Source organism: Roseateles sp., from assembly GCF_046300915.1.
In the GTDB taxonomy this organism is placed as follows: Bacteria; Pseudomonadota; Gammaproteobacteria; order Burkholderiales; family Burkholderiaceae_C; genus Kinneretia.
The window spans coordinates 20264-33492 of record NZ_JBKCLH010000214.1; the positions used below are offsets into that span (position 1 = coordinate 20264).

Sequence of the window (13229 nt, forward strand, 5' to 3'; positions counted from 1 at the left end):
GTTCATGCTGCGGCGGGCACGGGGCGGGCGATAGCCTGCTCGCGCACCGGCAGATTGATCAGGGCGGCCATCACGCCCAGGGCCACGGCCAGCCACCAGACGATGTCGTAGCTGCCGCTGGCGTCATAGAGCTTGCCGCCCAGCCAGACGCCCAGGAAGGAGCCGATCTGATGGCTGAAGAAGACAAAGCCGCCCAGCATGGACATGTGCTGCACGCCGAAGATCTGCGCCACCACCGCATTGGTGGGCGGCACGGTGGAGAGCCAGAGCAGGCCCATCACGGCAGAGAACACATAGACGCTCTTGGGGCTCAGCGGCACGCTCAGGAAGGTGACGATGGCCACCGAGCGCAGGGCATAGATGCCGGAGAGCAGGTAGCGCTTGGGAAAGCGCTGGCCCAGACTGCCCGCGGCATAGGTGCCGAAGACATTGAACAGGCCGATCAGGGCCAGGGCATAGGTGGCTACCTGGGGGGACAGCCCCTGGTCCTTCAGATAGCTGGGCATGTGCACGCCGATGAAGACCACCTGGAAGCCGCAGACGAAGTAGCCCGCCATCAGCAGCTGGAAGCTGCGGTAGCCAAAGGCCTCGCGCAGGGCCTGGCCCACGCTCTGCGAATGTGCGTTGTGCGCACCGCTGCGTGCCGGTTCGCGCAGGCCGAAGGCCAGGGGCAGGATCAGCAGGGCTGACAGGGCCAGGACGAGGAGTGCGCTTTGCCAGCCGGCACCGGCAATCAGCCAGTTCTCGACCGGTACCGACAACCACCGGCCCAGCGCAAAAAGGGCATCCTGCCAGGTAACCTGCGAAATCAGCCAGTTCTCCACCGGCACCATCAGGAACTGGCCAAAGCTGCCGGCCGCCGCCGCCACGCCCATGGCCCAGCTGCGCCGCTCAGGGGCGACGTTGCGGGCGATCACGCCGTAGATCACCGCATAGGTGGTGCCGGACTGGGCCATGCCGATCAAGAGCCCCGCGCTGCCGGTGAAGGCCAGGCCCGAGGTAGACAGGGCCATCAGCACCAGGCCCAGGGCATAGAGCAGGCCGCCTACCACGATGACCTTGAAGGCCCCGAAGCGGTCGGCCAGCATGCCGGCAAAGGGGCCGGCCAGGCCCCAGGCGATGTTTTGCACCGCCAGGGCGAAGGCAAAGGTCTCCCGGGTCCAGCCCCGGTCCAGGGTGATGGGCTGCAGCCACAGGCCGAAGCCGTGGCGTATGCCCATGGACAGGGTCACGATCAGTGCGCCGCACAGCAGCACTTGTTTGATCGAGAGCGGGGCGGCAGGGGTGTTCATGCCGAGCACTGTAGCCAGTTTGGCCCGGCCCTGCCGGGGCCGGACCGCACTTTCAGGGCGCCGCCACGGCCCGCAGGGCTCGGCCCTGCTTGTAGCGCGCCAGGGGGCGGTCCAGGGCCTGGGCTGTGTCCAGCGGATTGCTCTCCAGCACCAGGAAGCTGGCCTCGCAGCCGGGCTCGAAGCAGCCCAGGCGGCGCTGCGGGAAGAGGGCGCGCGGTGTGGTGATGGTGGCCAGGCGCAGCAATTCGGCCGGCTCATACACGCCCAGGGCCTGGAGCTGGCGGTACTCGCTCAGGCCGGTGCCCATGAAGAGGTCCGAGCCCAGCAGCACGCGCACCCCGGCCTCGCGCAAGGTCTGCAGATTGCGGCGCTGCAGGGCCTCGATGGACTCGCGCAGGGCCGGCTCAGCCGGGAAGAGCCGGCTGGCGGCCGTGGTGCTGATCACCTCCACGCCGCGCCGGGCGGCTTCGCGGGCCAGCTCGGGCGTGAGGCGGTAAGCCTCGGCCGGGCTCTGGTGGTGGAAGAAATAGCCGGGCAGATGGGCGATCTGGTCCACGCCGGCGCGCACCGCGGCGGCGAAATCGGCGGCCGAGTCCACATGGGCGCTGACGCGCAAGCCTTCGCGATGCGCCAGCTCGACCACGGCGGCGGCCACCTCGGCGCTCACGCCCAGGCTGCCGCGCTTGGCGGGGTCCCGACGCAGCTCGGGGCGTTCGTGGTAGCTCATGATGAGCTTGATCAGACCTCCGCCGCGCTGGGCCACCAGGGGCCATTTGCGCCGCACCTCCTCGGGGCTGTCCATCACCAGCACGGCCTTGTCGGCCACGTCCTCGAAGCTCAGGCGCGGCGCGCCCGGAGCCGTGTCATTGAGCAGCATGCCCAGGGGATGGCCGTCGGAAGAGGTGATGCAGCTGGTGACGTAGACCACATCGGGCGTGTTCGCTTGGCCGGCGCGCTCGCGCAGGGGCGCCACGCCGAGCGGGTCGCCGCAGAGCATGGCGGCGTAGAACACGCCGTCGGCGATGTAGCGGGGCGCAAAGCGCTCAAAGCCCCAGGCGTTCTGCAGATTGTGGTTGTGGGCCTCGCCCAGGGGCGAGACCAGGAAGCGCCCGCGCAGGCTCTCGGTGCGGGCCGCCGTCCCGGCCGGCAGGCTGGCCACGAAGCGGCCCTCGTGCACCAGCAGGCGCCCGTCGCGGAAACTCTGGCCGTCAAACCAGCGTGCATCCTCCAGCACCAGGCTCTGGACGGGGTCGGCTTCGAAACGGGGCGCCGGGGCCTGGGCCGTGGCCAGGCCGGGCAGCAAGCAGGCGAGGGTGAGCAGGCCGGGCAGGCCAAGGAAGCGGGCGAAGCGATTTTTCATCGGCGCGGATTCTAGGCAGGGCGCCACCTGCCGCGTGCGATCTGCGCCAGCTCCTAGAATCCCGCCCCATGGCGACCAAAGCAGCAAGCAACAGCAGCAACCCGAGCAGCTATGGCGAGGGCTCGATCCGCGTTCTCAAGGGTCTGGAGCCGGTCAAGCAGCGGCCGGGCATGTACACCCGCACCGACAACCCCCTGCACATCATCCAGGAGGTGATCGACAACGCCGCCGACGAGGCCCTGGCCGGCTTCGGCAAGCGCATCGATGTGATCCAGCATGCCGACGGCTCCATCTCGGTGGCCGATGACGGCCGCGGCATTCCCTTCGGCCTGCACCCCGAGGAAGGCGTGCCGGTGGTGGAGATCGTGTTCACCCGCCTGCATGCGGGCGGCAAGTTCGACAAGGGCTCGGGCGGGGCCTACAGCTTCTCCGGCGGCCTGCATGGCGTGGGCGTGTCGGTGACCAATGCCCTGGCCACGCGCCTGGAGGTGACGGTCTGGCGCGACAAGCAGGTGGCCGCCCTGGCCTTTGCCCATGGCGATGTGGTGGAGCCCGTGAGCGCCCGCGCGGCCGCCAGCGGCGACCGCAAGCAGGGCACGACGGTGCGGGTCTGGCCCGATGCCAAGTACTTCGAGAGCGCCGAGCTGCCCAAGCACGAGCTGGTGCATCTGCTGCGCTCCAAGGCGGTGCTGATGCCCGGCGTCATCGTGACGCTGAAGAACGAGAAGACCGGTGAGCTGCAGACCTGGTCCTACAAGGGCGGCCTGCGCGACTACCTGATGCAGACCCTGGCGACCGACCCCCTGATCCCGCTGATCGAGGGCGAGCAGTACGCCAGCAGCCAGGAAAGCGAGAACTTCGCCGAGGGCGAGGGCGCGGCCTGGGCCCTGGCCTTCACCGAAGAAGGCGCAGTGATGCGCGAGAGCTATGTGAACCTGATCCCCACGGTGGCCGGCGGCACGCATGAGTCCGGCCTCAAGGACGGTCTGTTCGGCGCGCTCAAGGGCTTTATCGAGCTGCACTCCCTGCTGCCCAAGGGCGTGAAGCTGATGCCCGACGATGTGTTCTCGCGCGCCAGCTTCGTGCTCTCGGCCAAGGTGCTGGACCCGCAGTTCCAGGGCCAGACCAAGGAGCGCCTGAACAGCCGCGACGCGCTGCGCCTGGTCTCCAGCTTCGTCAAGCCGCAGCTGGAGCTGTGGCTGAACCAGCATGTGGAGTTCGGCAAGAAGCTGGCCGAGCTGGCCATCAAGCAGGCCCAGAGCCGCCAGCGCGCCGCCCAGAAGGTGGAAAAGCGCAAGGGCTCGGGTGTGGCCGTGCTGCCCGGCAAGCTGACCGACTGCGAGAGCCGCGACATCCTGCACAACGAGATCTTCCTGGTGGAGGGTGACTCCGCCGGCGGCAGCGCCAAGATGGGCCGCAACAAGGAAACCCAGGCCGTGCTGCCCTTGCGCGGCAAGGTGCTCAATGCCTGGGAGGTGGAGCGCGATCTGCTGTTCAAGAACAACGAGATCCACGACATCTCGGTGGCCATCGGCGTGGATCCGCACGGCCCGAACGACAGCCCCGACCTCAGCGGCCTGCGCTACGGCAAGATCTGCATCCTCTCGGACGCGGACGTGGACGGCTCCCACATCCAGGTGCTGCTGCTCACGCTCTTCTTCCGCCATTTCCCCAAGCTGGTCGAGGCCGGTCACATCTTCGTGGCCCGCCCGCCGCTGTACCGGGTGGATGCGCCGGCCCGTGGCAAGAAGCCGCCGGTCAAGCTCTATGCCCTGGACGAGGGCGAGCTGACCGCCACGCTGGACAAGCTGCGCAAGGAAGGCGCGCGCGATGGCTCATGGACCATCAGCCGCTTCAAGGGCCTGGGCGAGATGAGCGCCGAGCAGCTCTGGGACACCACGCTCAACCCCGAGACCCGCCGCCTTTCCCCGGTGCGCTACGGCCTGCTGGACTTCGGCCAGACCGTGGAAGCCATCAACAAGCTGATGGGCAAGGGTGAAGCCGCCTCGCGCCGCGAGCTGATGGAGATCCACGGCGACGCGGTGGAAATCGATATCTAAGCCCCAGGCCGGCCCCGCGATGAAGACCGTCTACAACCAGCACCACGCCGGCCACGCCGCCACCCACGAGTTCTTCCGCGGGCGTCTGGTGCCGGCCTTCGAGATTCCGGCGCGGGCCGACTATGTGCTCAAGGCCGTGCAGGAGGCGGCCCTGGGCGAGGTGCTGGCGCCGGTGGACCATGGGCTGGCGCCGCTGGAGCGCGTGCACGCGCCGGCCTATCTGCGCTTTCTGCGTGGGGCCTACGCCGAATGGCGTGCCCTGGGCGGGGAGGGCGATGCTTTCCCGGCCGTCTGGCCGGTGCGCAGCCTGCGCGCGGATGTGGAGCCGCAGAGCTTTGCCTCCCGCATGGGCCTGTATTCCATGGACAGCGGCACGCCGCTGACCGCGGGCGCCTGGGAGGCCGCCTACTGGGGCGCCCAGGCCACACTCAGTGGCCTGGACCTGGCCTTGGGGGATGAGCGCCGCGCCTATGTGCTGACCCGCCCGCCGGGCCACCATGCGGGGGCCGATTTCTTTGGCGGCTACTGCTTCATCAACAATGCGGCGGTCGCGGCCGAGGCCGCGCGCGACACGGGCCTGCAGCGCGTGGCCATCCTGGACGTGGACTATCACCACGGCAATGGCACGCAGGCCATCTTCTACGAGCGCGCGGATGTGTTCTACGCCAGCCTGCATGGCGATCCGCAGACCGAGTACCCCTTCTTCCTGGGCCATGCGGACGAGCGCGGCGCCGGCCCCGGTCTGGGCTTTAATGCCAACGAGCCCCTGCCGGCGGGCAGCTCCAACGAGGCCTGGTTCGCGGCCCTGGAGCGCCTGCTGGGCCAGTTGCAGGCCTTTGCGCCCGAGCTGCTGATCGTCTCCCTGGGGGTGGACACCTATGGCGGCGACCCGATCTCGCACTTCAAGCTGGACCGGCCCGAGTTCGCCGCCCTGGGCGAGCGCCTGGCGGCCTTTGGCGCGCCGCGCACCCTCTTTCTGCAGGAAGGCGGCTATGCCACCGAGGCCATAGGCCTGAATGTGGTGGCGGTGCTGCAGGGCTTTGAGCGCGGCCTCGAGCAGGCACGGAGCCGCTGATGCCCGCGCCGCGCGTGATCCTGCGTCCCACCATGCTCTCGGACCTGGACTTTGTGGTCTCGGTCGAGCAGGACGCGGCCAACGCGCCCTTCATCACCGCCTGGGAGCGCACACAGCACGAGGGCGCGATCCGCTTCCCGGACTCGCGCCACTTCATCATTGAAGGCGCTGAAGGGGCGGCCCTGGGCTTTGTGATCCTGCAGGGCTGCCGCAGCCCGCACCGCTCGGTGGAGCTCAAGCGCATCGTGCTGGGCCCGCGCGGCCAGGGTCTGGGCTTGGGGCGCGACTGCGTGCGCCAGCTCAAGAAACTGGCCTTCACCCAACTGGGCGCGCACCGCTTCTGGCTGGATGTGAAGGCGCTCAACACCCGAGCCCAGCACCTCTACCAGAGCGAGGGCTTTGTGGAGGAGGGCCGCCTGCGCGAGAGCGTGCGCGTGGCCGGCGCCGATGGCTACGACAGCCTGATCGTGATGTCCATGCTGGACCGCGAGTACCAGGCCCGCCTGGCCCTGGGGCAGGAGGTGACGTGAGGATTTGCGCGCTCCTTCCCCTGCTGGCGAGCGGGCTGGCCCTGGCCGGGGCGGCGCGCGCCGAGCTCTGGGGCTATGTGGATGGCGCCGGCGTGGCTCATGTGGCTGCGCGCCCGCTCAACAGCCGCTACAGCCTGGTGCTGGGCACGCCCTCGGCCGAGCAGGGCCGGGTGCCCGGCAAGCAGGACGGCAGCCAGGGCCTGCTGACCTGGCTGGAGTTCGCGCCCGAGGTCAAGAGCGTGCAGCCCTGGTTGCGCGAGGCCGCGCGCCGGCATGGCGTGGACATGGAGCTGCTCAAGGCCATCATCACGGTGGAGAGCGGCTTCAAGGCCGATGCCGTGTCGCCGCGTGGCGCCGTGGGCCTGATGCAGATCATGGCCCCGGCCGAGCAGGCTGCGCGCCTGCTCGATCCGCGCGCCAATGTGCATGCCGGCGCGGCCCAGCTGGCGCGTCTGATCAAACGTTTTGGCCGCATCGATGTGGCCCTGGCGGCCTGGAATGCCGGTGAGGGCAGGGTGGCCCGCCATGGCGGTCAGATGCCGCCCATCCCCGAGACCCAGGCCCATGTGCACCTGGTGCTGGAGCTGTACTGGGCCCTGCTGCAGCGCAGCCTGCCGGCCCAGGCACGCCAGCTGAGAATTCATAGCAGTTGATCTTTCATGAGCGATTCCAACACTCTGGACCTGTTTGCCCCCAACCCGGCCGAGGAGCCGGGCGACGCCCTGACCCTGGCGCACTACGCCCAGCAGGCCTATCTCGAGTACGCGCTCTCGGTGGTCAAGGGCCGGGCCCTGCCCGATGTCTGCGACGGCCAGAAGCCGGTGCAGCGCCGCATCCTCTACGCCATGGAGCGCATGGGCCTGACCTGGAGCGGCGCCTCGGGCGCCAAGCCGGTCAAGGGCGCGCGCGTGGTGGGCGATGTGCTGGGCCGCTTCCACCCGCATGGCGACCAGTCGGTGTACGACGCCCTGGTGCGCATGGCCCAGGACTTCAGCCAGCGCTATCCGCTGATCGATGGCCAGGGCAATTTCGGCAGCCGCGACGGCGACGGCGCCGCGGCCATGCGTTACACCGAAGCCCGCCTCGCTCCCATCGCTCGCCTGCTGCTGGACGAGATCGACGAGGGCACGGTGGACCTGGTGCCCAACTATGACGGCTCCACCCAGGAGCCGCGCCAGCTGCCGGCGCGCCTGCCCTTTGTGCTGCTCAACGGCGCCTCGGGCATTGCCGTGGGCCTGGCCACCGAGGTGCCCAGCCACAATCTGCGCGAGGTGGCGGCCGCGGCCGTGGCCCTGCTGAAGAACGAGAAGCTCACGGATGATGAGCTCTACACCCTGCTGCCCGGCCCCGACTTCCCCGGTGGCGGCCAGCTGATCAGCAGCGCCGAGGACATCCGCTCGGCCTACGCCAGTGGTCGGGGCAGCCTCAAGCTGCGCGCGCGCTGGAAGATCGAGGACCTGGCGCGCGGCCAGTGGCAACTGGTGGTGACCGAGCTGCCGCACGGCACCAGCTCGCAGAAGGTGCTGGAGGAGATTGAGGAGCTCTCCAACCCCAAGGTCAAGACCGGCAAGAAGGCCCTGAGCCAGGAACAGCTGCAGCTCAAGGCCAGCGTTTTGTCCGTGCTGGACGGGGTGCGCGACGAGTCCAGCAAGGACGCGCCGGTGCGCCTGGTCTTCGAGCCCAAGAGCCGCACGGTGGAGCAGCAGGAGTTGATCACCACCCTGCTGGCCCACACCAGCCTGGAGACCTCGGCCTCGGTCAACCTGACCATGATTGGCGCCGACGGCCGGCCCACGCAGAAGAATCTGCGCCAGATCCTCAGCGAGTGGCTGGGCTACCGCCTGGCCACGGTGCAGCGCCGCACCCAGCACCGCCTCACCAAGGTGCTGGACCGCATCCATGTGCTCGAAGGCCGCCAGCTGGTGCTGCTGAACATCGACGAGGTGATCCGCATCATCCGCAACAGCGACGAGCCCAAGGCCGCCCTGATCGAGCGCTTCAAGCTCAGTGATCGCCAGGCCGAAGACATCCTGGAGATCCGCCTGCGTCAGCTGGCGCGTCTGGAAGCCATCAAGATCGAGCAGGAGCTGGCCCAGCTGCGCGAGGAGCAGGCCAAGCTGGAGGACATCCTGGACAACCCCGGCGTGCTCAAGCGCACCGTGGTCAAGGAGATCGAGGCCGATACCAAGGCCTATGGCGACGAGCGTCGCACCCTGATCCAGGAAGAGAAGAAGGCCGTGGCCGAGATCAAGGTGGTGGATGAACCCGTCACCGTGGTTGTCAGCTTGAAGGGCTGGGTGCGCGCGCTCAAGGGCCATGAGATCGATCCGGCCGCGCTCAGCTTCAAGAGCGGCGACCAGCTTTACGGCACCTTCCCCTGCCGCAGCGTGGATCCGCTGATCGTCTTCGGCAGCAATGGCCGGGTCTACTCGGTGCCCGTCGCGGCCCTGCCGGGCGGGCGCGGCGATGGCCAGCCCATCACCACGCTGATCGAGCTGGAGAGCGGCACCCAGATCGCCCATTACTACGCCGCCAGCGCCAGCCAGCGTCTGGTACTGGCCGGTACCGGCGGCTTCGGCCTGATCGCCCAGGTGGGCGATCTGGTGGGTCGCCAGAAGGCCGGCAAGACCTTCCTGAGCCTGGAGGGCGAGGAAAAGCCCTTGCCGCCCAGCGCGGTGCCCGAGGGGCTGGGTCAGCAGCTGGCCTGCCTGTCCCTGCAGGGGCGCTTGCTGACCTTCGCGCTGGATGAGCTCAAGCACCAGCCCAAGGGCGGCCGCGGACTGACCCTGATGGATCTGGAGCCCAAGGACGCCCTGCTGAGCGTGGCCGCCTACACCCAGCTGCTCCAGGTGCTGGGCAGCGGCCGCGGCGGCAAGCCCAAGGAGGACGTGCTCAAGGGGGCAGGTCTTGCCAGCTACGCCGGCAAGCGTGCCCGCAAGGGCAAGCCCGTGGAAGGCATGCAGAAGGTGCTGCGGGTGCTGGCGGGCTGAGCGCCTGAATCGCAGCGCCGGCGCGGCTGACGCGTCTTCCCCGCAGGGCGGCCCATGTGGCCGCCTTACTTTTGTGCGCACTTGTTGGGATTTGGTGCGTTTTCGCCCATTTCGGGGAATGTCCTTACATGCGGTGACAAGAAAGCTGCTAATAGCCCCTAACCTGAAGGCGTAAAGCGAGAACTAATGCTCACGCTGCGCTGCACAATCGGGCCTGTCTTCCTGTCATAACCCGTTCATCTGGGAGTTTCTGATGCAGTTGAAATCTCTGGCGGCGGCTTCGCTGGTGGCTTTGGCCTCCTTCGGCGCTCATGCTGTCTCTTTCTCCGACACGGCCACGAATTGGGGCGCTCACGATCTGCTTGAGACCAGCGGTCTGACTTTCGTGAACGCTGACACGGCCTTTTTCAGCAAGTTCAGTTTCACGCTGGACGCCAAGTCCTTTGTTTCCAGCTCGGTCAGCGCGCTGAACATCGGTACGGGCTCCTACAGCCTGTTCAAGGCAGATGGCACTGAAACCGGCTACAGCTGGACCTACGGCGCGGCCAAGGGCGCTGATCATCTGGTGACCCTGGATGCTGGTGGGTACTACTTCTCCCTGGTTGGTCGTACGGCTGCCAACAGCGGCGTCTACACCCTGAGCTCCGCCGCCACCGCCGTGCCGGTGCCGGAACCCGAAACCTACGCCATGCTGCTCGCCGGCCTGGGTGTGGTGGGTTTTGTGGCCCGTCGCCGCAAGGAACAGGCCTGAGCCCGCGGAGCTTGCAGCGCCCGCCCGGGCGCTGCTGAAGCGCCAAACAAAACGGACCCGCGAGGGTCCGTTTTTCTTTGTGGGGTGGGCTTGGCCTCAGGGCCGGCTCAGCGCCCTGGCGCAATCGGCCACCAGGGCCGGGCCCTTGTAGATCAGGCCGGTGTAGATCTGCACGAGGTCGGCGCCGGCCGCGATCTTGGCGCGGGCATCTTTGCCGCTGAGCACGCCGCCCACGCCGATGATGGGGTAGTTGGAGCCCAGGGCCGCGCGCAGCAGGCGGATCACGCGGTTGCTGGCTTCGAAGACCGGGCGGCCCGAGAGCCCGCCGGTCTCGCCCGCATGCGGTAGGCCCTGGACCGCCTCGCGTGCGATGGTGGTGTTGGTGGCGATCACGCCATCGATGCCGTTCTTCTGCAGGGTCTGGGCGATCACGGCCACTTGGTCCTCGTCCAGGTCCGGCGCGATCTTCACGAACATGGGCACCTGGCGGCCGCTGGCCTGCTGCAGTTCCAGCTTGCGGGTCTGCAGGCGGGAGAGCAGGGCGTCCAGGGCCTCGTCGCTCTGCAGGGCGCGCAGATTCTTGGTATTGGGGCTGGAGATATTGACCGTGATGTAGTCGGCGTGGGGGAATACGCCCTCCAGGCCGATCAGATAGTCGTCCACCGCGTTCTCGATGGGCGTGGCGGCGTTCTTGCCGATGTTCAGGCCCAGCAGGCCCCCGGCAGCGCGGAAGGAGCGGGCGCGCTGCACATTGGCGATGAATTGGCCTAAGCCCTCGTTGTTGAAGCCCAGGCGGTTGATCAGAGCCTCTTTCTCGGGGATGCGGAACATGCGCGGCTTGTCATTGCCGGGCTGGCCCTTGGGCGTGACCGTGCCCACCTCGATGAAGCCGAAACCCATGGCGCCCAGACCGTCGATGCAGCGGCCGTTCTTGTCCAGACCGGCGGCCAGGCCGATGCGGTTGGGAAAGCGCAGGCCCGCCACCGTCACCGGGTCGGCGATGCGGGTCTGGGCCCACAGACACTGGGCCGGCGTGTTCTGCAGCCGGGCGATGGCGCCCAGGGTCAGCTCATGCGCATGCTCGGGGTCCAGGCCGAAGAGAAAGGGACGGGTGAGGGCGTAGGGAACGAGAGACATGGGGCGGGATTGTCGCATCGGCTGCCACGAGGCCGGCATGCCGCGACCGCGCCCGCGGCGAAAGCGGCCGATAATCCTGCCGGTTCCCCCGTGAGGCATTCGATGAAACCCCTGGACGATCCCCAACACGACCGTGAAGTTGGCTCCCGCGATGCCACGCGCGACACCACCCGCACCGACGACACCCGCATCGGCGCGGTGCGCCCCCTGATCTCGCCAGCCTTGTTGCTGGACGAGTTGCCGGTCTCTGAGGCGGCTCTGGAGCTGGTGGAGCGCTCGCGCCGCGAGATCGGTGATGTGCTGCATGGCCGCGATGACCGTCTGCTGGTGGTGGTGGGGCCCTGCTCCATCCACGACCACGACCAGGCCATGGACTACGCCCGCCTGCTCAAGAAGATGCGCGACGAACTGCAGCAGGACTTGCTGATCGTGATGCGCGTGTACTTCGAGAAGCCGCGCACCACGGTGGGCTGGAAGGGCTATATCAACGACCCGCGCCTGGATGGCAGCTTTCACATGAACGAGGGCCTGCGCTTGGCGCGCCAGCTGCTGCTGGACGTGACGGCCCTGGGCCTGCCCGCCGGCACCGAGTTCCTGGACCTGCTCTCACCCCAGTACATCTCGGACCTGATCGCCTGGGGCGCCATCGGCGCGCGCACCACCGAAAGCCAGAGCCACCGCCAGCTGGCCTCCGGCCTGTCCTGCCCCGTGGGCTTCAAGAACGGCACGGACGGCGGCATCAAGGTGGCCTCCGACGCCGTGCTCGCCGCCCAGGCCAGCCATGCCTTCATGGGCATGACCAAGATGGGCGCGGCCGCCATCTTCGAGACTCGCGGCAACCAGGACTGCCACATCATCCTGCGCGGCGGCAAGGCGCCCAACTACGACGCTGCCAGCGTGCAGGCCGCCTGCGAGGCGCTCAAGGCCTCGGGCCTGCGCGAGCAGGTGATGATCGACTTCTCCCATGCCAACAGCAGCAAGAAGTACGAGCGCCAGATCGAGGTGGGCCGCGATGTGGCGGCCCAGATGGCGGGTGGTGAGCACCGCATCACGGGCGTGATGATCGAAAGCCATCTGCAGCCCGGTCGCCAGGACCTGCTGGACGGTCAGACCCGCGCCGATCTCAAGCCCGGCGTCTCCATCACCGATGCCTGCCTGGGCTGGGCCCAGACCGAGCCCCTGCTGCAGGAGCTGGCTGCCGCCGTGCGAGAGCGCCGCAAGATTTCCTGAACCCCTGATCATCATGACCCAAGACGAACTCAAGACCCTGGTTGGCCAGGCCGCCCTGCAGTATGTGAAGCCCGACAGCATCGTTGGCGTGGGCACCGGTTCCACGGTGGACAAATTCATCGACGCCCTGGCCGCCAGCGGCATCCCGCTCAAGGGCGCGGTCTCCAGCTCGGTGCGCTCCACCGAACGCATGAGCAAGCTGGGCATCCGCATTCTGGAGGCCAGCGAGGTGGAGTCCCTGCCGGTCTATATCGACGGCGCCGACGAGATCGATCACGCCGGCCATATGGTCAAGGGGGGCGGCGCAGCGCTCACGCGCGAGAAGATCGTGGCCGACTTGGCCGAGCGCTTCATCTGCATCGCCGACGAGAGCAAGCTGGTCGACACCCTGGGCGCCTTCCCGCTGCCCATCGAGGTGATTCCCATGGCCGCGGCCCCGGTGGCGCGGCGCCTGAAGGCGCGCTTCGGCGGCGAGGCCACGCTGCGCGCCGGCTGCGTGACCGACAACGCCGCCCACATCCTGGATGTGCGCGGCTTGGCCATCAAGGATCCGGCCGGCTTCGAGGCCGAGGTCTCGCAATGGCCGGGCGTGATCACCGTGGGCGTGTTCGCCCGCAACAAGGCCGCGGTCTGCCTGCTGGGCACCGCGGCCGGGGTCAAGACGCTGAGCTTCTGAGAAGGCCTGCGCGCTCAGGGTCGGGTCCTTGCGGACCCGGCCCGGCGCAGAGCCGGTAGACGCACACGGCGCCGGCCCGGCGGGCGGGCTGTTCCTTCAGGCGTTCGGGCGCCGCGGCGGCGTCCTCG

General features: G+C 68.3%; 10 protein-coding genes and 1 pseudogene. 8 read left to right on the plus strand and 3 right to left on the minus strand.

The annotated features are described in order from the left end of the window. Window positions 1-2: 2 nt before the first annotated feature. Window positions 3-1292: an MFS transporter gene (locus ACK5F2_RS16165; RefSeq protein WP_409866446.1), complete on the minus strand. Its 1290-nt coding sequence runs from the start codon at window positions 1290-1292 to the stop codon at window positions 3-5. A 52-nt stretch (window positions 1293-1344) separates the two neighbouring features. After that, window positions 1345-2652: an amidohydrolase family protein gene (locus ACK5F2_RS16170; RefSeq protein ID WP_409866449.1), complete on the minus strand. Its 1308-nt coding sequence runs from the start codon at window positions 2650-2652 to the stop codon at window positions 1345-1347. Between the two features lie 68 nt (window positions 2653-2720). Here ACK5F2_RS16170 and ACK5F2_RS16175 point away from each other — a divergent pair, with 68 nt between their 5' ends. The 6 genes and pseudogenes from ACK5F2_RS16175 to ACK5F2_RS16200 all read left to right on the plus strand — a co-directional run. Then, window positions 2721-4712, plus strand: a complete 1992-nt coding sequence (locus tag ACK5F2_RS16175) for a DNA topoisomerase IV subunit B (RefSeq protein WP_409866451.1) — start codon at window positions 2721-2723, stop codon at window positions 4710-4712. Window positions 4713-4731: 19 nt separating this feature from the next. After that, entirely contained in the window at window positions 4732-5787 is a 1056-nt protein-coding gene (locus tag ACK5F2_RS16180; protein WP_409866453.1) for a histone deacetylase family protein, read from the plus strand. Continuing rightward, window positions 5787-6317 (plus strand): GNAT family N-acetyltransferase, encoded by a 531-nt coding sequence (locus ACK5F2_RS16185; RefSeq protein ID WP_409866455.1) that lies wholly within the window; start codon window positions 5787-5789, stop codon window positions 6315-6317. The genes ACK5F2_RS16180 and ACK5F2_RS16185 overlap by 1 nt, the downstream gene beginning before the upstream one ends. Beyond that, window positions 6314-6970, plus strand: a complete 657-nt coding sequence (locus ACK5F2_RS16190; RefSeq protein WP_409866457.1) for a lytic transglycosylase domain-containing protein — start codon at window positions 6314-6316, stop codon at window positions 6968-6970. Before ACK5F2_RS16185 ends, ACK5F2_RS16190 begins: the two co-directional genes overlap by 4 nt. A gap of 6 nt (window positions 6971-6976) precedes the next feature. After that, window positions 6977-9307, plus strand: coding sequence for a DNA topoisomerase IV subunit A (gene parC / locus ACK5F2_RS16195; RefSeq protein ID WP_409866459.1), 2331 nt, complete (start codon window positions 6977-6979; stop codon window positions 9305-9307). A 280-nt stretch (window positions 9308-9587) separates the two neighbouring features. Next, window positions 9588-10058: pseudogene (locus ACK5F2_RS16200) on the plus strand (FxDxF family PEP-CTERM protein); the annotation flags it as partial. A gap of 96 nt (window positions 10059-10154) precedes the next feature. Here ACK5F2_RS16200 and ACK5F2_RS16205 read toward each other — a convergent pair. Continuing rightward, entirely contained in the window at window positions 10155-11195 is a 1041-nt protein-coding gene (locus ACK5F2_RS16205; RefSeq protein ID WP_409866461.1) for a quinone-dependent dihydroorotate dehydrogenase, read from the minus strand. Window positions 11196-11297: 102 nt separating this feature from the next. Here ACK5F2_RS16205 and ACK5F2_RS16210 point away from each other — a divergent pair, with 102 nt between their 5' ends. Together ACK5F2_RS16210 and rpiA are read left to right on the plus strand one after the other, a co-directional pair. Then, window positions 11298-12425, plus strand: a complete 1128-nt coding sequence (locus ACK5F2_RS16210; protein ID WP_409866463.1) for a 3-deoxy-7-phosphoheptulonate synthase — start codon at window positions 11298-11300, stop codon at window positions 12423-12425. Window positions 12426-12438: 13 nt separating this feature from the next. Next, window positions 12439-13101: a ribose-5-phosphate isomerase RpiA gene (gene rpiA, locus ACK5F2_RS16215; RefSeq protein WP_409866465.1), complete on the plus strand. Its 663-nt coding sequence runs from the start codon at window positions 12439-12441 to the stop codon at window positions 13099-13101. Window positions 13102-13229: the final 128 nt, after the last annotated feature.